This is a genomic window from Haloechinothrix aidingensis (genome assembly GCF_013450155.1).
GTDB classification, from domain to species: Bacteria; Actinomycetota; Actinomycetes; order Mycobacteriales; family Pseudonocardiaceae; genus Haloechinothrix; species Haloechinothrix aidingensis.
The window spans coordinates 52385-71398 of sequence record NZ_JACCKD010000005.1 but is presented as its reverse complement, the minus strand read 5'-3'; the positions used below and the strand labels follow the sequence as shown (position 1 = coordinate 71398).

Genomic DNA, 19014 nt, shown 5'->3' with positions numbered 1-19014 from the left:
GGACCACCGACAGTTGACGAATATCGCGAACAGTGCCGGGCCTGGTTGACAGCTCGGAGGCCGTCGAAGTACGACGGAACCGAGGGTGTGCTCGCCGATCCGGACGATGTCGCCGTCTTCCGTAACATGTCGTTCGAAGACGAACGGAAGTTGCTTGACGAGTGTATGGCCTGGCAGCAGGCGAAGTTTGACGCCGGTTACGGGGCGATCAGCTGGCCGGCCGAGTTCGATGGCGCGGGCCTCACCATCGCGCACGAGCGGGCGTTCCAGGAGGAGGAGCGCTCGTTCAAGGTGCCAAGCAGTCACGAGTCGCTGCGAATCACGGTCAATCTAGCGGCGCCGATGTTGCGGGAGGTCGGGACGCCGTGGCAGCAGGAGCGGTTCGTCCGGAGCTTCTTGCGGTGTGATGAGCTCGCGTGTCAGCTCTTTTCGGAGCCGAACGCGGGATCGGATCTCGCGGGAATCGCGATGACCGCACGCCCGGACGGTGATGAGTGGGTGCTCAACGGTACCAAAGTGTGGTCCTCAGGGGCTCAGTTCGCGTCGTGGGGAGTGCTGGTCGCACGCACTGATCCCGATGTTCCCAAACACCGTGGTATGACGGCGTTCCTGCTGCCGATTAACAGCCCTGGCATAGAGGTGCGTCCGATCCGACAGATGTCCGGTGGGACCTCATTCAACGAGGTCTTCCTCACGGATGTGCGGATATCCGACGACCTGCGCTTAGGTGCTGTAGGACAAGGCTGGTCGGTCGCCTTGACGATGCTCAAATTCGAACGGGCGCAGAGCGGGTCGAGCGAAGCTGTGGGAGGTTCGCTGGAACAGTTGCTTACTCTCGCGAAAGAGACCGACCGGGTTCGCGATCCGGCCGTGCGGCAACGCATCGTGCAGGTATACATGCACGAGCGGCTCCGGGCAGTCACCCGGCAGCGGGTCGAGGACGCACGCCGGTGCGGGAAGGAGCCCGGCTCAGAGGGATCGATCGGGAAGCTGGCGTGGTCGCAGGGCTTGATCGCTATCGGAGAAGCCGCGGCGCTGCTACTCGGTCCCCTGATGATCGCTGACACCGGACGTCGCGGCACGTATGCCTGGAGCGAGCACGTGCTGGGCGCGCCCGGCTTCCGCATCGCGGGAGGCACGGACGAGGTCCAACGAAATATCATCGCGGAACGGGTCCTGGGACTACCACCCGAACCGCGCGTCGACCGCGACCGCCCCTGGCGAGACGTGCCGCGATAACACCCGGCCCAGCAGCAGCCACACCGCGAGAAGCGCCGAGCCAGTAACCTATCACATTTAGGTATCGAACATAGCGTAGCTTGCCGCATTGGTTGACACTCAGACTGGCGAAGTAGTTTATTACCTTTAGGTACTTCCTCTGGTCGAGATCATGTTGTATCGCTCCGGCTCCCGTGGCGGCGTTTCGGGCAGAGTCGAAGATTGAAGAAACTCGAGACGTCGTAGGTCTCAGGTCCGGTAGCCTGCTTCGGCCAAAGAGGTGGAAGGGGTACGAAAGGTATGGTGACTAGAATGATTGTTCGATCGCGCTGGCCGAAGAGGCGCGTGCGCACCGTGACGCTCCTCAGTTTGCTGTGCATAGGAGCACTCGTGTTTTCCGCGTGTGCGGACAATAATGAGACCGGGTCGGCGGGCGACGCAGAAGGAGTAGAAGCGGGAGCGTCACAGGAAGAATTCGCTAGGGCATTGGCGGATATGGACGCCGTAACTCTTTCTCTGCAGACCCCGACCCCCGCTGAACATCCGGTCACCGATGCGTACACGAAGTATGCCGAGGCGGTAGAAGAGTGGTCCGACGGCAAGATCACTTTCGAGCTTGCGCATTCCTCGTCCATAGCGCCGCCCACCGAAATCGATGACGCGCTGGCGGACGGCAGGCTCGATATCAGCTACACGCCGCCGACGTACGATCCGAAGCGCTATCCGGCCAACGATGCGTTACTGAGATTGACATCTCTCGGCAAGCAGGATCCGGTAGCCGGGATGTTGCAGAGCAACGCCGCCTTCATGGAGACGGCGTTCAACACGCCCGAGATCATGGGGGAGTACGAAGACAACGGCATGAAGCCGTTGCTGCCGTATGTTCCGACCGATCGGGTGGGCTTCGCCTGCACCGAGCCGCGCACCAACCTGAGCGAGACAGACGGTGCACAGACTCGTATCAGCGCTGAGGTGCACGCCGAACAGATCCAGCCCCTGGGCATGTCGCCCGTTTCGCTCGACTTCTCCGAGGTGTACCAAGCGTTGCAGCGCGGCGTTGCCGACTGCGCCCTATTCCCGTTGTGGGGCGCCGAGTTTGTCGGAATCCTGCCGATTGCGAACCAGTACACTATCGATTCCGAGGTCGGTGTGTCGGTGGGCATGGTGGGACTTGCTGTCAGTGAGTTGGCCTGGGATGACCTACCGTTGGCTGGCCAGCAGCTCCTGCACGACCGGCTCGACGTCTTTGTCGAGCACTCCATCAAGTCCAGTATCTGGAAAACCGCGGCCGCGGGCCTGAAACAGATCGACAAGGAAGGTGGCTCCGTACACGAGTTCGACTCCGATGCGCGGGAGGAGCTCCGTGCCGCGAATGAAAAGATCGTCGAAGGCGTGCGTGACAGTGACGCGATAGCCGACGGTGAATCGTTCGTCAACGGTGTCAATCAGGCGCTGGAAAGGTGGGATGATGCCGTGACCGGCGAGCTCGGCTTTGACGAACAAGTCGGTTACCCGGAGTTCGCCGAATGGCACGATTCGGCCGATGTCGACCTGGGCCCCTACATCGATCTCCTCAAGTCAGAATTCATGACACAACACCGGCCGGAGTGATGGGCGAAAGTCCAAGGGGTCATGGCGTCCATGCGCGACACCATGACCCCTTGGCTACTCGGCTACAACAAGTCCGAGGGAAGTGTGCGGAGGTGTGAACATGGAAGCTACCCGCGGAAGTTGGCTGGGTACGATTATCCACCATGTTATCCGCGCATGTGCGGTCATCGCACTGATGGGATTGTTGCTGCACACTGTAGCCCATGTGATGCTTCGTTATCTCTTCAACAGTCCGATTACCGGGACGAACGAGTACGTAACCTACTGGTACATGCCTGTAGCCATCCTGCTCGGCGTATACTTCGCCCAGCGCTCTCGGTCGCATATCGAAGCTCGGCTGCTCTTCGATCGAGTTCCCTACACCAACCGGACCGAGCTTGAACTGGCTTCGCTGATACTGACCGGGGCGGTATGTGCGGGGTTCGCCTTCTACGGTCTCGTGGCCTCCTTGGACGCGTTTAAACTTGGACTGACAGGCGGAATGGCAGGAATAGTCATCTGGCCGGTAATGTTCGTCGTTCCCTTGGCGTTCTTACTGTTTGTCGTTCAATTGGTCATTGACGCCGTGACGGTCGTTCGTCACCGGGGACACGGAGGGCGGTCCCCATGACCGCGACAAGCAGCGCGCAGCACGATGAGCGACGCCAGTCCCACGACGTCAGGGAGAGGAACGGCGGGAGCTCCTCGGCCGCAGTTCGCTGGTTGGTCCGCTTCAGCTTCGCGGGACTCGTATGCGCCACCACGGCCACCATGTTCGCGGATGTGTCGCCAGAGCAGATCGGGGCGGCAGCGATCGTGCTCTTGATAGTGCTGCTGCTGGGGAAGGTGCCTGTTGCCATCGCATTGTCGGTGCCCGGCATCGTTGGCCTCTACGCAATGCACGGTGAGGGCGCCATCGAGAACGTGCTCTCGGACGTACCGTATAACACGGTAGCCTCGTGGACCCTGTCGGTGTTGCCGATGTTCGTACTGATGGGCCTTCTGTTGGTGAAGTCAGGCATCAGTACGAAGGTGTACATCGCGGCTCGTCACTGGCTGGGATGGTTGCCGGGTGGGCTGGCGATCGGGACGACTGCTGCTGGCGCGGGTCTAGCTGCGGTTTCGGGTACGAGCCTAGGCACGACCTATGCGCTCGCCCGCATCGGTATCCCGGAGATGCTGCGTGCGGGCTACCACCGGAAGCTGGCTGTGGGCTCTGTTGCGATCGCGGGACTCTCCGGGCAGCTCATCCCGCCCAGCATCCTATTGGTCGTCTACGCCGGTGTCGCGCAAGTCGCAGTGGGGCCGCAACTCATCGCGGGAATAGGCCCCGGTGTTCTGCTCGCAGTGTGCTTTAGCTTGGCCATGTTGCTGGCATGTATTGTTCGTCCGCGGTTAGTCGAGGCGCGAGAAGGTGCGGCCGCGTACGGCACCGGAAACGCCACTCCGTTGTGGAGTCAGCGGGTACGCTCCATCGTCAGCGTCTGGCCAGTCCCGATGCTTGTCGCAGCTGTCCTCGGTGGCATGTTTGCCGGTGTCACTACGGCTACTGAAGCTGGCGCGCTCGGTGCACTGGGCGCGCTGGCCTTGACGTTCTGGTACCAGCGTGGCTGTAGGCCCTGGAAGGTCGTCTACGATGCGGTCGCTGAGACGATCGAGGTCATCGGAGCGATATTTTTCCTGCTCATAGGCGCCCTCATATTCTCGCGCCTGTTGGCTGTCACCGGCTTGGCTCGAGCGTTTTCTGAATGGGTCACAAACACCGATCTCAGCCGTGTCGAATTCCTCGTCGTGATCGCCATCGCATATTTCGTCATGGGTATGTTCCTGGACCCGTTATCCATGCTGTTGCTGACCGTCCCGCTGCTACTGCCTACCGTTGGAGCCCTGGAGATATCGCAGCTCTGGTTCGGCGTCTTCGCCGTGCTGTTGGCCGAGCTCGCGGTGCTTACGCCGCCTGTCGGAATACTGGCCTTTATTATTCACGGCATCACGCGCGATTCCCGCGTTAATGAAGGCCACGTCATTACGCTCGGCGATATATTTCGAGCCATCGGCTGGCTGTTGCCTGTCGCCTTCGTGGTCGTGTTGCTACTGATTGTCTTTCCCGGAATCAGTACCTGGCTGCCGAGTTTGATGCAATGACCGTCACGCGGCTGAAGTTCACGCTAGCCCGAAGTCGCGGTGACGCCGCGTAGAGATCGTGGTGGTGACCTGCGAAGGGCGGGAGGCGCATCCACTGGGTGTAGCCACTGAACCTGGCATGTCGCGCGGGATGGTGCGCCATCGTTCGCCATGTTGTGGGGCGTGTCGGCAGGTAGCGGGGCGATGCACGTAGGCCGCGACAGGCGCACCTGTAGGGAGACGTCGGGCGAGGTGCGCGAGTATGGCCACTGCAGCCCGCATCCGCGAGCCTGGCCCAGCTCAACGAGGAGCCCACCTACCGCCGGATCAGGCCAGCATCGACGCCGCGGCCGCCCTCGACGGGATCTCCGTGCCGCCACCAACGTCGTCGAAGATCACCTCGATGCGGCCGGAGTCGTGACAGGCTACGAAAATCTCGCCCACAGCGAACGCGACTTTCTCAGTCGCAAATCCGTTGACCCGGACCTGCGGCCCATCCACCACCGGCTGACCGACCGCATCACAGCCCGCGCGCTGCTCCGCATGCTGGCCCGCTACCCCCTGTGGCACCTGCGCCAGGCCTGGGCGCCGCGGACCTTCACCGACCGAGCCTCACCCAACCGCGACACGCCGGTCGCCGCCGCGGAACGCTCCCCATCCGCTCAGGCCGACGCCAGTCGCCAGCACGACGAGACGGGCCAGCCCTACCGCAGCTTCGCTGATCTGTTCGACCACCTCGCCACTCCGACCCGGAACCAGGTGCACTTCGCCGGCACCGACACCGAGGTGCCCATGCTGGTCAAAGCCACCCCCGACCAGCACCGCGTCTTCGAGCTCATCGGCGTCGCCCATACCCGGCACCCTGGCGACCACGCAGCCACAACGAACACCGCCAACACCCACGAACGCTCGGCACAGCTGGGCCTTCACAGGCCCGCACAACCACTACTTCAGTCCAATCAACGACGTAGCGCCGTTATCACGTATAGGTGACGAAGAAGGTATGGCCCGTTCGATCAGTTCGCACCTGACCTGACCAATGCACCTGATTCTTCAGCCGAGCCATACAGGACGCGCGATCGCCCTCCGGCACGCATGCAATATCCCTAGTAACCCGGGTTGGATGGCGATGATACCGGAGGCGTTGACTGTGAGTGGCCGGGTCTTCACGCTTAGCGGGCTCAACAGAATCGTGAGAGCTTGACGTAGGTAACCTAAAGCCTTAAGATGAGCATATGGCGTCATCCACAGACGCGTCAGGAGGTGTAATGCCTGGCAGTGGCTCGATTGAACCTGGCTTGCTGGTACGGGTCGTTCGCAAGGAGATGATCGCGGAAGGTGTGGTTAAGCTCGTTCTGAGCGACATCTCTGGGGCGGAGTTGCCTGCGTGGACGCCAGGTGCTCACATCGACTTACTACTCGAGGATGGCACATGCAGGCAGTATTCACTGTGTGGTGATCAGAACGATCTTGCAACGTACGAGATCGCGGTATTGCGCGAGAACGAAAGCCGTGGCGGTTCGGCCTACATACATGACGTACTCGAAGAGGGTGACTCCGCACTAGTGAAAGGGCCTCGTAACAATTTTGCCCTCGTTGGGTCTCAAAAATACCTATTTATCGCTGGTGGGATCGGTATCACACCGATTATGCCGATGTTGGAGGCGCTGGGGACGTCAACCGAGTGGCGGCTTCTCTATGGTGGACGATCGCGCTCGTCGATGGCTTTTCGCGATGAGTTGGTCACTCGCTATGGAGACCGGGTAAATATTCGCCCTCAGGATGAATTTGGCATGCTGGATTTAGACTCCGAACTGAACGGAGCAGATTCCGGGACTGCGGTATACTGCTGCGGTCCCGAGCCGCTGCTTGAAGCGGTGGAACATCGATGTGAGTCCTGCTCAAATGCCAGTCTGCACGTCGAACGCTTTTCCCCCAAGGTACAAGACCACGCGGAAACGACGGCCTTCGAAGTGGAGCTCGCACGATCAGGAAAGACCCTACTCGTTCCGGCGGATCGTAGTATTGTGGACGTTCTAGGCGACGTGGGTATTGACGTAGATGTCTCGTGCGAGGAAGGAATCTGCGGAACATGCGAGACTGCAGTTCTGGACGGTATACCTGATCATCGCGATTCAGTCTTGACTGAGGAAGAGAAAGCGGAGAATGATGCGATGATGCTATGCGTATCTCGAAGTTGTTCGCCGCAACTACGTCTTGATCTATGACGAACTGTATGGGTAGAGCAGCTCGCGACGTGTGGGGCCGTGCGCGGGTGTTGAGCCAAAGAAGCAACGCGAGTGGAGCAAGAATTAGTCAGAGAACATCGGGAGCGCCAGTCATGTCCAGTTGTATCGCAATGTAGCTCAACCAGGTTTTGGCAACCGTCGGCCTGGTCCAACTCCTTGTATCGGAGCTGTGACACAAGCCCATCTCGAGCCGACCGTGCTTAGACGTCGACGTCCCGTAGGGTCGCCCTGGGTGCCGCTGCGACTACATTGCGTAACTACGGAAGGATGCCGGGTAGCGTTGCTGTGCGCGAACCCGCACTGACGTTGTTTATACCGCCAACTCGAGGCCGTGAATGCGGCGTCGATTTTTTGGCAATATACCGTGCCCAAACGTGAACGGAGCTTCGGGCTAAGCCTGCTTGGATGAGCACTTGACAGTGAATAAGAATCCGCTAGAATATAACATTCTACCGTGGTATAGGGCCGTTGAATGACGGTGTCAGTGACCCTGGTCAGTGGATTGGTGCGATACACCGGACCGGGCATGTCGACAAAGCAACCTTAGCGCGCGGCGCCGAGTGGCATGCTCCGTGCAGACGGGGTCCTTAGATCGCCTCAGGCGGCTGACGTGAAAGTTGAGATAGGCCAGCTTCGGACGCAGGATGGCTCTCACAAGAGGAACGTGCCGAGTTCCGATCAGGCTAAGGAGCCCCAGGGACGTGTGTACGGTCTCGGGCCGATGGGTAGAAAGGTATCGTTTAGGTACTCGGGCGCGGCGTCGGCGTCTATGACAGTCGAATGCACCGCCCCCACCCCGGGCGCCGGCCGGATCGGTCGGCGATGTCGGCCGGCGGCAGTAACCCGGTGCACCTGCACCGTCGACGTCCGTAAGGATGGGCGAGGACAGAGCTCGTGTGTAGGGCTACACGAAGCAACTAGTTCGGCATCGGCTGTTGACAATGTATTAGTGCCAGGTAAGCTAAAGGTTGTAGGTAGTGACATAGCTCGTAACATGACGTGTCGCGATCTGCTTGGTTTGTAGAAGTTGAGCCTCCGCAGGCGCGAAGCCCCGAACGGGCGTTACGTGGCCGATCAGGAAAGCGAGTTAGGAGTCTGCTGTACGCCGGCTCGATGAGCCGATGGCGGACACACGTAGGTAGATGGGTGCAGGGATAGATGCTGTTCATCACCGGACTAGCCGGCTAACGGATAGTCCGGGTGAGCGTGATCCTGTGGCGACGCGAGGATGACGATGGCGTCCGGTGGTCTGAACACGGAGCCAAGCCTGACAGGCCTAGCCTAACGGTACGTGACTTTGGTTGTGTCCAATGATTGATGACTTAGTCATGCACAGTCTAGGAGTCGACTTTGACGGGGAGACAGCGAAGCGTGCATGCGGAACGAACTGATCATGCGCCAAACATAGATCGCGCATATTCGGGGACGGCACCTAAGCTAGTTGGCTACGTGCCCGGGTTCGCACGCAATATCAGTATTGAAGTTGGCGGTATGGCTCGGCTACTGGCAAAGGTAGTGTGGAGCGCCGTGCGACATCCCCGGGGATATTGGGGCGCCGTCGCCGAAGACATGCATCGTACAATCAAGCAGGCATGGCTTCCGCTAACCGTCGCGATCGCCGCATTTACTGTTTTTACGGCGATGGTGGCGATGATGTTCTTCGCCATGGTCGGTGGCCAGCAGTTGTTCGGTCCCATGATGTATCTTCAATCTGTACGGACATTCACTGTATGGGTTAACGCGATAGCGGTAGCAGGAATTGTGGGGGCGGCCCTGACCGCGGACATCGGCTCGCGAAAGGTGCGGGAAGAGCTTGACGCGATGGAAGTGATGGGAGTGGACCCGGTCCGGGACCTGGCTGTACCGCGCGTCATCTCACTTACCTTGATAACGGTAATCCTCAGCATTCCGTCTATCCTCATCACAACAGTCGCTATGCAATGGTCTGCGGACTATGTCGCACATTTGCCAACCGGTGCCTTCTACTCAAACTTGTTCGTCAACCTCACGACGACCGATCTCATAGGACTTCTAGTTAACTCTGCGTTGATTGGCCTGTTAATCGCTACGGTGTGTTGCTACAAAGGTTTCAACGCGGGTGGTGGCGCAATCGGACTCGGTAGGGCCGTCAACCAGGCCGTCGTCGCATCCGTGGTTGGAGTATTTGTGCTGCAGTTGCCGTATCAAGCCATCTTTCTCGGCTTGTTCCCGGAAGTGGGGGCCTGGAAATGACGACGCGAGAAGAACATGAGGGTGCTAAGTCGGAGTCGACGGAAATGCGAGGCGCAGCTCAGACTCGCCCCGTAGGGTCCGGTTCGGGGGACACCGCAAGCGTGGGACCGAGCGGTAGCGCATCGCGAGGGCAGGCAGCGGTACAGGACCTCGGAGGTCTTGTCGCGTTCGCAGGACATGCCATTCGCGAGGTGCCGTTCGCGATACGGAACTATCCATCAGAAATCGTGCGTCACGCCGGACTGCTAGTGCGACAGAATACTGTGATTGTCGTATTTATGCTGTTTATGATTGGCGCTGTGCTGGCGCTTACGCTACACTTCTTGTTCGCCAATATCGGCATAACCAGTTATATGGGGGCTGAGAGCGCCGTGGCCGCGACACGAGGGCCGGCCCATGTTCCATTCGGATGGATTATCGCTGCGAAGATCGGCTGTGGTATCGCGGCTGAGATAGGGGCGATGCGGACCAACGAAGAAATTGATGCCACGGATATCATGGGCGTACGATCTGTTGCATATTTGGTAAGCACGCGACTTGTTGCAGCCTTCTTCGTTATGCCATTCTTCTGGATTATCGCGATGTCGTTCAAGTTCCTTGCCGGGTTCTTGTTCAATGTGCATCTTCTCGGTTCGGTCTCAGCCGGCGGGTTCGTTTCGGCATTGTTCTTGATGCAAAACACTAAAGACTTCACCTTCGCGGTTATATGGGCGACGATAATGGGCCTGACGATAATTGTGGTGGGATGTTACTACGGCTATACGGCCAAGGGTGGTCCACTCGGAGTCGGTCGGAACACTGCCCAGTCGATGCTCGTCAACATGGTGTTCATCAGCATCTTCGCGGTGATAATGGTGCAGTTTTTCTACGGTAATTCCCCTAATGCTGCTATTGGAAATTGAGGAAAGTCGAGCGGACTGGAGTCTTTATGTCGATCGCATCGGTGTTCGACCGTCGCGGCGGTATGTCGGGCAGCCTTCCACCCTTGGAAGGGAGTAACGGGAACAGCCGCTTGGAAGGAAGTAACGGCAACAGCATTGAGTTGACCGATATCCGCAAGAGCTTCGACGGGACAACGCGAGTTCTCGATGGTATCACGGCAAGTATCAATGATGGCGCCATCACGACGATCCTAGGGCCGTCTGGTACCGGAAAGAGCGTGCTGCTGAAACACATTGTCGGTTTGTTGGAGCCGGACGGGGGTGAGGTGCGCGTTTTTGGACAGGATATATGGCGCATTAGTCTGGCGGAGCGTTATGAGCTGCGGAAGCGGTTCGGGGTGTTGTTCCAGGACGGCGCCCTGTTCGGATCGATGGATCTGTATGACAACGTGGCGTTTCCGCTACGCAAGCACACCGACAGGTCGGAGTCTGAGATCCGCGAAATCGTCATGAACCACATGCGGGAGGTGGGGTTGGAAGCGGCTATCGGGAAGGCTCCGAACGAGATTTCCGGCGGTATGCGTAAGCGTGCCGGGTTGGCGCGAGCTCTGGTTATGCGCCCGGATGTGTTGCTGTTCGACGAGCCGGATTCCGGTCTGGACCCGGTAAGAACGAAGCTGCTGTGCGAGCTCATCACGCAGGTCCATAAGGAACACGGCGGCACTTACATTGTGATTACGCACGACATCGCGAGTGCGCGTACCCTGAGCGACTACGTCGGTGTGCTGTGGCAGGGAAAGCTGGTGGAGTATAGCGAGGCGCAGGAAGCGTTCGATTCGGAGGATCCGTTCGTACACCAGTTTCTCTCCGGTGACGCCGTGGGTCCATTGGGAATGGACTGATTTATGCGGTGGTTCAAGTGGCTGAGCGCGGGGGCGGCCGTCACCCTGGTCGCCGTCGTGGTAACGGCAGCGGTGCGGGGTCAGAACGGCTACGATCTCGAGGTGTTGATGCCCGCTGCCGACGGGACTTACGAGGGTGGCCGGGTGTCCATCGCGGGTGAAGTAGTGGGCGAGGTCACCGACGTTGGCGTGCGTGGCGACCAGGCCCTGGTGGCCGTGCGGATCGACGAGAAACACGCACCGTTGCACGCGGGTACTACGGCGCGGGTGAACTGGCAGTCCCTTATCGGGGATCGGGTGGTCGAAATTATACCCGGAGCGGAAGATAACCCAACGCTGCCGTCAGGAAAGCGGATTGAATCTGAGATCGAACGTGTGGAGCTGGGTGACGTACTATCTGCGCTGGATGAGCCGACAAGGAAGCACCTGCAAGGTCTGTTGAATCAGCTGAACGAGACGTTCGATGGCCGCGAGAACGACGTGAACGCCACGTTGAAGGCCGCTGGGCCGGCGATCGGTGCGCTAGGTGAAGTGATGCGCGCCGTGGGTGAGGACGGCCCAGCGATCCGCGACCTTGTTGAACGGCTCCAAGACATGACAAGCGAGCTGGCTGCGCGAGACACCGAGCTCCGGGAAACGATCGGGAACCTCGGACGGCTGACGTCGTCTACCGTTGAGAAGCAGGAACAGCTCGGGGAAACGTTCGCGGAATTGCCGTCTACGGTGCAGGAAGCCACAGCGACGCTTCGCGACGTGCCGGCCGCGGTGGACGAAGCAAAGCCCTTGCTCCGGGAGATACGGCCGGCTACGCAACAGCTTCCCGCCGTAGCAGGCAACCTCAATCCCGTGCTGGACGAGGTGGGTCCCGCGGTCAGTTCGCTTAAGCCTACGCTGCGGTCTGCCGGTACCTTGCTCCAGGAGACACCCGACCTGCTCGATGGCGCACACGCCACGCTGCCTGATGTCACCGAAGCCGCGTCCGAATTGCAGCCTGCTGTTGCCTTCCTCCGCCCCTATACACCTGAAGCAGTCGGGTGGTTGAGTAATTGGGCCGGCGTATGGGGAAGTCGGACCGAATCCGGGAGCTATGCGCGACCGTTGATTACGAGTTCAGCTAGCGCCTTCAACGACAATCCGGGAGTCCTGGCGCCAGGTCTGAAGCAGGATCCGAGACCAGCGCCCGGGTCGCCCGCTGGCCAGCCGTGGACTGACGCAAACGGGGACGGGATCCGATGATACGATCGGTCGCTTTTCGAATCGGTGCAGCGCTGACAGTAATGTTAGCCGTGACCGCTGCCGGAGTAGGGCTCACGAATTCGGATGAGCCCGCGAGGAAGACGGTGGTCAGTGTGTTCACCGACGCTGGACCTCTCGAACCAGGAAACGAGGTGCGTTCAGCGGGCGTAGTGGTCGGCGCGGTCGAGAAGATCAGCCTTGAGGACGGCAATGCTCATGTCTCTCTCACTGTCGATTCGGCCGTGTTACCACTGCACCGTGACGCGAACGTGACGCTTCGGCCGGTGGACCTACTTGGAGAGCATTACGTTGAGCTTGATCCTGGATCGCCGTCGGAGCCGTTCATGGAGCCGCCCGTCATACCAGCCGACCAGACAGGCTGGAGACCGACACTTCAGAACGTGCTAAACACCTTCGACGATCCCACATCGACCGCGCTCGCTGCCGTGGTCACCACACTCGGCGAGGGTATGGATAAGTCAGGAGCGGACGCTGCTGCGGCAATCGAAGCGCTGGCACCGGCCATGAAGAACACGGGAAAGTTGGGCAAGGTACTGCATGAGCAGAACGCGGTTCTCAACGAGCTGACCGAGAGGGTGCGCCCGATCGCAGACGCGTTGGCGGCGAAGAATGGGGAAGTACTCGACGCTACTGTGGAGAGCACCGAGCGGACACTATCGACCGTCGCGGCGAACAAGCAGGCCCTAAACGAGACGTTGAGCGAGCTGCCGGATACGATCGCAACAGCCAGGCGAACATTAAGACAGGTGGCTGGGGTATCAGACGCTGCCACCCCAACACTCAAGTCTATCCGACCGGTTACTGACGACCTCGCCGACGTGACCAGTGAACTACAAACGTTTACGGAAGCTGCGGATCCCGCCCTGGCATCGTTACCGCCAGTGCTCAAGCGTGCGGATGCGTTGCTCGAACAAGCCGCGCCCGCGGTCGCAAAGCTGCGTGACGCCGGTCCTGATCTCCGGGATACGGCCGAATCCCTTCGCCCTGTCGGTGATGTATTGCTCGATGATCAACTTCATGGCGTCATGGAATTCGTGCGGAAATGGTCGCTGAGTACTAACGGGCGGGATGCGCTTGGGCACTATTTCCGCGGCGTATTCCACGTCACACCGAAGACGCTTGCGGATCTTGCTGAAGGTGCACCACTGGGTGAGGACGAAGGTGCGCCACTAGGCGAGACTGGACTTCCACGGCCCGATGCATCGGAAGAGTTGCCGGCGGTCCCGGAAGGCGTGCCCGATGATTTGGTGGGCGGTGATTCGGGGAGCTCAGACCCTGATAATGCGACTGGACTGACTCAAGAACAGGAGCAGTCCATGCTCGACCAACTGCTTGGAGGGTCGTGACATGCCGCAACGAGTACACCGGAATAACGCACGAAACATTCTGATAGGTGTCATCGTCATAATCGTGGCCGGCGTGATCGCGGTTGCCAGCGCGAGCGTCCAGGGTGGTGGTGATGTTCCGGGAAAGGCGTATACGCGTGTCACCGCGGCATTCGAGGACGTCGGAACGCTGACCGAACGGCAAAATGTCACGCAGGCGGGAGTACGAATTGGAACGGTCGACTCGATTGACTATCAAGAGGACGTTGCCCACGTTGTGCTGAGATTGGAGGGGCAGCGGAAAGTGTTCGGGAACGCGCGGGCGGAAGTCCTCAACGAATCGGCTCTGGGAAAGAAGTATATAGAGTTTGATCCGGGTACCCCGGACGGTGGACCGCTCGATTCGGGGATCGTACCCACCTCTCAGACCAGCAGTTCAAGAGCGGTCGATGATGTTTTCTCCGCATTCGACGAGCCGACTCGCGAAGCGCTCCAGTCAAGCTTGCAGGAGCTGGGTGGGGGAATAATTGGCCACAGTAAGGATCTGCGTGACGTAATCCGTAGTTCGCCAGATATGCTCAGTGACCTCGGTCTGGTTAGTGGCGCATTGAGTAGCGAAGAAGCTGAGCTTCCGGCCATGCTGAGTAGCGCGAACCGGTTCGCTGGACGATTCCGTGACCGGGAGCGTGAGCTTACGTCCCTGCTCGAAAACTTAAACACGACATTTGACGCAATAAGTGTCGATAATGGCGAGCCACTCGAACACAGTATTCAGGCACTACCATCGACCTTGCGTGAAGCTCGGCGGGGGTTAGATGCGTTGAATGCGCCGCTTGCTGATCTGGAATCGGCATTGGTCACTTTGGAACCCGGGGGACAGGCGCTGGGAGCGGCGGCCGATGACCTTCGTGGCGTATTGCGTGAGGCTGTCGATCCGATGCGCAAGTTGCCCGGCGTAAGCGAGGACGCTAATCCGGCGGTCGAAGATCTGACGCACACGATCTCCGATGCTCGCCCGCTGGTACCGCGTGTTGCGAGGGCTGTGGAAAAAGCAAGTCCCGCACTGGGCGATCTGGCGGCGTATTCGACCGGCATTGGCCGTATGCTCAGTCACCACGACATGCTCAGTGGCCGTTTCGCCCCTGATAAACATTACTTCAGCGCCATGGCCGCTTTTCCGGGGCTGTACAACGTGGGTCTGCCAGATCCCACGGTTGAGACGAACCCGTATCCCGAGCCGGGTGAGGGCGCCGAGGAAGCACCGGAGTCAGGAGGTAACCGATGATGAAAATCGGATCCCTGAAGGCGGGGGCGCTCAGTGTCCGGCGAGACGGTCGGCGAGCCGGACTGGCATTAGGCCTCGCGTTACTCGCGGCTTTGATGTTCGTGCTGTTGATGCTCTACTTCAAACCATCGATCCAGACGTTCCTGCGGTCGGGCGAGACGATAACGATGGAGCTGGAGAGGGACTACCAGCTGCACGCAGATGAAAACAGAGTGTATGTAGCGGGTCTCGAGGCCGGTGTTGTTAGTGATGTCGAGCACGTCAATGACGAGACAGTCCGGGTCGCGATGAAGGTTGACGAAGATGTCATCAGCTCCCTCGGATCGAAACCGTCGGCGGAGGTACGGCCGAATACCGTATTGGGTGGTGCGTACGTAGTCGAACTCAAGCGCGGAGGGGGCACCGGGCGATTCGAAGACGGATTCATTCCGCGGGAGCGTACGCAAGTTCCGGTTGAGTTGGATCGGGTACTCGAGTCATTGCCGGGTCCTACGCGAGAGAGCTTACAGGACACGGTGGGTCAATTCGATGACACTCTTGCCGCGGGCGGCAAGGAGGCGCTGCGAGACATCGTGGCCAATGCGCCGGAAACGCTCGATCCGGCAGGCACGGTCCTTGAAGCCGCACAAGGCACTCGACCGGGCATAGACCTCCCGCAGATCGTCACCAACTTCCATTCGATCGCGGATGTGCTCAGTCGCAACCAGGGGCAGCTGGGAGATGTCGTTCAGTCACTACGTGACACCACGACGGTTCTTGCCAACCAGAGCCGGCCGTTGGCGGATGGGATCGAATCCATGCCCGCTACGCTGCGCGACACTCGCTCGGGGATGGTCGATTTGCGTGGCACCTTGGATGAGTTGACGGTGACAGCGGAGTCGTTCCGGCCGGCCGCGAGGGAGCTGGAACCATTGCTGCGGCGGTTGGATCCGGTGCTGCGGAAGGCGAGGCCGCTTATGGAAGACCTGCGACCGCTGCTCGAGGATGCTCGTCCGGTCGTTGACGAACTGGTGCCGGTCGCACAGCGCGGCACTGGCGTACTCGACGACTTCAGTGGGCCCGTGCTGGAACGCGTCAACGGTCCGGTTACGGAGACCGTGATGAACACCTGGCGCGGCAGCGGTCCTTATGAGAACAGTGGCGGTGGTGTGCAAGCCGACAACAAGTTTTACGAAGAACTAGGATTCTTGACTGCGAACATGGCGCGGGCAGCAATGACGCAGGACAGGCATGGGGCGCTGATCGGATTCCAGGTCGGCGCCAACTCGAGGTCGGTCGTAGGGACACCGTTCACCTTGCCGAATCTGCTTGACGAGATTGAGAAGTACTCGGGAGGTACACAATGAGACGCCTGCAGCGGATGGCTGAGCGCGTCCGGACGGTTCCCGGACTTCTTCGGAATGTCGTTGTGCTGACGGTCTTCTTCGCGGTGGGCCTTATCTCCACCGGCTATCTCTTCGCTAATTACGGAGTGAATGTGCCGTGGTCCGACGATTCATTCGAGTTCGCGGCGGAGTTCGAACATGCTCCTGGTGTCAATCCTTCCAGTCCTCAGGAGGTGCGCATCGCCGGCGTCCCTGTAGGCGAGATCGAATCGGCGGAGCCTCAGGACGGCGACAAGGCGCGGCTCGTGATGTCCATCGAGTCGGACCATACCGTCTATACCAACGCGCGGCTGATACTGCGTTCCAAGTCGCCACTCAATGTGATGTACGTAGCACTGGATCCTGGCGGTCCGCCGGGAGATCCGCTCCCGGAGAACGGCACAATCCCTGTCTCGCAGACCGAGCGGCCGATCCACCTTTACGAGACACTCAAGAAGCTTGATGAACGAGCGCGCGATGCGACGACGTCGCTGATTAATCAAGCCGATGCTGCCCTCGTGTCAGCGCCGGAGCAACTTCCCGACGGACTGCGCGCTGCAGACGAAACTATGGCAAGCTTCCGGCCAGTACTCGAGGAACTACAGACGCGACGTGAAACTATTTCGAACTTGGTAACCTCGCTTGCCCGAGTCTCCGCCGCGGTGGGAGAAGATGACGAGCGATTGGCAAGGTTGGTCGCGTCGTTGCAGGAGTCCCTGGGTGTCCTGGCGAATCGGGACAAGGAGCTCGATGCGACTCTTGCTGAGCTGCCCGGACTCACTCAGGATGTCAGACACGCGATGACGAGCGCGAGTGCTCTCACCGAGCAACTGGATCCGACGCTGTCCGCGTTGCATGGGGTATCTGACGAGCTTCCCGACACGCTGCGAGGCCTGACCGAAACCGTCGGCTCCGCGGGGACGGTTGTTGATGAGGCTGCACCAGTCGTAGACAAGGCTAAGCCTGTCGTCGCTGACTTGAAGCCATTGGCGAGAGATGTAAACGCAACGTTGGGTGACCTTGCTCCAGTGACCGGTCACCTGCCGGACGCGACTGAGCGCATAGTGCCGTGGCTGGACCACCTCGCCGCGTTTGTATACCAGACGTCATCCGCATTCAGCATTCACGACGATAACGGTGGATTCGGGCGCGCGAACTTCACTCTCGACGTCACCAACCCTTCGGGTGGACTCGATACGCATGAGGAACAAGGGACGCAAGGAGGCGGCGAATGAGATCGCACAGAATCTCTCAGCGTGTCGTCCGCATGTGTTCGGTGGCGGGCTTCGTAGCGATCTTTGTTTTTGGCTTCGCTTTCCTCTGGACACAAGCCGGTGGCGTAGTGCCAGGTGTCAACGATGCAGACGACTATCAAGTGGCATTCCAAACGGACGACGTGAAAAACGTTCGAGCGGACAGCGACGTGACGGTCGCTGGCGTAGTCGTCGGTCGAGTCGCCGAGCAGACCCTTGAGGATGATGGCGCGCGAATGGTGCTCAGTCTCGACAGAGAGGTAGCGCCGCTTCATGAAGGAGCTGCGGTCCGAGTCGGCATGAAATCGGTCACTGGGCAATCCCAGGTCGCGATCGAAGACGGCGATGGCCCGGAGCTCCCGGACGGCGCGACGTTGCCGAAATCGGCTGTACGACCGGCTGTCGAGATCGACGAAGTGCTTAAGGCGCTTGACTCCGAGACACGCGAGGCTCTCAGTGAGACGGTTCGCTCGCTCGGCGAAGCCACTAAAGGCAGCGACAAGGACATCCAAAAGCTGATGTCCGGTCTCGGGGACCTGGGCCGTGAGGGTCACACTGCGCTGGACGCGATCGCCGCTCAGTCCGACGACCTCAAGACTCTGACGAAGGAAGCATCGACGCTTCTGGATGCGCTCGACACCGGACGAGGACAGATCGCGAACGTCGTGCGCGACGCAAATCGTCTTGCCGAATCCACGGCCGGACAGGATGAGGCGATCAAGCGGACCATGCGGAGTATGCCAGAACTCCTCGACGCAGCACGGACGGCCACAGGCGAACTGGGCGAACTGTCGAAGCCTCTTGACCCGGTGGCGGCGGACTTGCGCGCCGCGGCTCCCGATTTGGATCAGGCCTTGCACCAGCTCCCGGCGGTTAGCGCGGATCTCCGTGGCCTGTTGCCAGATTTGGACGGCGTCTTGGACAAGGCACCCGCGACGCTCAATCGGGTACCGACCTTTGGAACTGACGTTCGGTCTCTGGTGCCCGAGGCGGAACTGTTGCTGCGCGATGTCAACCCGATGCTGGCGTATCTCGAGCCTTATGGTCGCGATGTCGGCGCGATGTTGACCAACTTTGGCGATTCAATGAACAAGGTGGTCGAGAACGGAGTTGTTCGCCCGCTCCGGTTGGCGCCGATTTTCAACACGGGCAGTCTGCGTGGTGGTACTGAACCGCTGACGGAGCTGGATCCGAACCATTGGAACAACCCGTATCCGGCACCAGGTCAGGCAGCGGATCCGGCGCCGTTCGAGGGTGACTACCCGAAGGTGGAGCGCGCTCCGAAATGATCGCCGGTTTGGTTCGAAGGCTCCGGGCGAGGCCTGGGCTTCGGT

At 59.9% G+C, this 19014-nt stretch carries 16 protein-coding genes; all 16 read left to right on the top strand.

Features of this window, described 5'->3' with window-relative positions; genetic code table 11:
• Window positions 1-45 precede the first annotated feature (45 nt).
• The 16 genes from H0B56_RS14645 (at window position 46) to H0B56_RS14570 (ending at window position 18969) form a co-directional block, all read left to right on the top strand.
• The gene (locus H0B56_RS14645) at window positions 46-1239 is read left to right on the top strand and encodes an acyl-CoA dehydrogenase family protein (protein ID WP_219632784.1); all 1194 of its coding nucleotides are present in this window, start codon (window positions 46-48) and stop codon (window positions 1237-1239) included.
• 291 nt (window positions 1240-1530) lie between these two features.
• Window positions 1531-2829: a type 2 periplasmic-binding domain-containing protein gene (locus H0B56_RS14640; protein ID WP_180893624.1), complete on the top strand. Its 1299-nt coding sequence runs from the start codon at window positions 1531-1533 to the stop codon at window positions 2827-2829.
• Window positions 2830-2929: 100 nt separating this feature from the next.
• The gene (locus H0B56_RS14635) at window positions 2930-3439 is read left to right on the top strand and encodes a TRAP transporter small permease (protein WP_180893623.1); all 510 of its coding nucleotides are present in this window, start codon (window positions 2930-2932) and stop codon (window positions 3437-3439) included.
• Window positions 3436-4953, top strand: a complete 1518-nt coding sequence (locus tag H0B56_RS14630; protein WP_180893622.1) for a TRAP transporter large permease — start codon at window positions 3436-3438, stop codon at window positions 4951-4953. Before H0B56_RS14635 ends, H0B56_RS14630 begins: the two co-directional genes overlap by 4 nt.
• 241 nt (window positions 4954-5194) lie before the next feature.
• Complete coding sequence (locus H0B56_RS14625; RefSeq protein WP_180893621.1) at window positions 5195-5353, top strand: hypothetical protein; 159 nt, start codon at window positions 5195-5197, stop codon at window positions 5351-5353.
• On the top strand, window positions 5350-5925 hold the full coding sequence (locus H0B56_RS14620) for a hypothetical protein (RefSeq protein ID WP_180893620.1): 576 nt from the start codon (window positions 5350-5352) through the stop codon (window positions 5923-5925). The genes H0B56_RS14625 and H0B56_RS14620 overlap by 4 nt, the downstream gene beginning before the upstream one ends.
• Window positions 5926-6200: 275 nt before the next feature.
• Window positions 6201-7160 carry a PDR/VanB family oxidoreductase gene (locus H0B56_RS14615; RefSeq protein WP_180893619.1) on the top strand — a complete coding sequence of 320 codons (960 nt, stop codon included), beginning with the start codon at window positions 6201-6203 and terminating at the stop codon, window positions 7158-7160.
• A gap of 1548 nt (window positions 7161-8708) precedes the next feature.
• The gene (locus H0B56_RS14610) at window positions 8709-9413 is read left to right on the top strand and encodes an ABC transporter permease (RefSeq protein WP_343063905.1); all 705 of its coding nucleotides are present in this window, start codon (window positions 8709-8711) and stop codon (window positions 9411-9413) included.
• Window positions 9410-10315 carry an ABC transporter permease gene (locus tag H0B56_RS14605; protein ID WP_343063904.1) on the top strand — a complete coding sequence of 302 codons (906 nt, stop codon included), beginning with the start codon at window positions 9410-9412 and terminating at the stop codon, window positions 10313-10315. Before H0B56_RS14610 ends, H0B56_RS14605 begins: the two co-directional genes overlap by 4 nt.
• Before the next feature lie 26 nt (window positions 10316-10341).
• Window positions 10342-11196, top strand: coding sequence for an ABC transporter ATP-binding protein (locus H0B56_RS14600; protein ID WP_246361210.1), 855 nt, complete (start codon window positions 10342-10344; stop codon window positions 11194-11196).
• Window positions 11197-11199: 3 nt separating this feature from the next.
• Window positions 11200-12432 carry an MlaD family protein gene (locus H0B56_RS14595; protein ID WP_180893618.1) on the top strand — a complete coding sequence of 411 codons (1233 nt, stop codon included), beginning with the start codon at window positions 11200-11202 and terminating at the stop codon, window positions 12430-12432.
• Window positions 12429-13799, top strand: a complete 1371-nt coding sequence (locus tag H0B56_RS14590; RefSeq protein WP_343063903.1) for an MlaD family protein — start codon at window positions 12429-12431, stop codon at window positions 13797-13799. Before H0B56_RS14595 ends, H0B56_RS14590 begins: the two co-directional genes overlap by 4 nt.
• Window positions 13800-13863: 64 nt before the next feature.
• Window positions 13864-15063, top strand: a complete 1200-nt coding sequence (locus H0B56_RS14585; protein WP_180893616.1) for an MlaD family protein — start codon at window positions 13864-13866, stop codon at window positions 15061-15063.
• Window positions 15060-16409, top strand: coding sequence for an MlaD family protein (locus tag H0B56_RS14580; protein ID WP_180893615.1), 1350 nt, complete (start codon window positions 15060-15062; stop codon window positions 16407-16409). Before H0B56_RS14585 ends, H0B56_RS14580 begins: the two co-directional genes overlap by 4 nt.
• Entirely contained in the window at window positions 16406-17662 is a 1257-nt protein-coding gene (locus H0B56_RS14575) for an MlaD family protein (protein ID WP_246361207.1), read from the top strand. The genes H0B56_RS14580 and H0B56_RS14575 overlap by 4 nt, the downstream gene beginning before the upstream one ends.
• On the top strand, window positions 17659-18969 hold the full coding sequence (locus tag H0B56_RS14570; protein ID WP_246361206.1) for an MlaD family protein: 1311 nt from the start codon (window positions 17659-17661) through the stop codon (window positions 18967-18969). The genes H0B56_RS14575 and H0B56_RS14570 overlap by 4 nt, the downstream gene beginning before the upstream one ends.
• The last annotated feature ends 45 nt before the right edge of the window (window positions 18970-19014 follow it).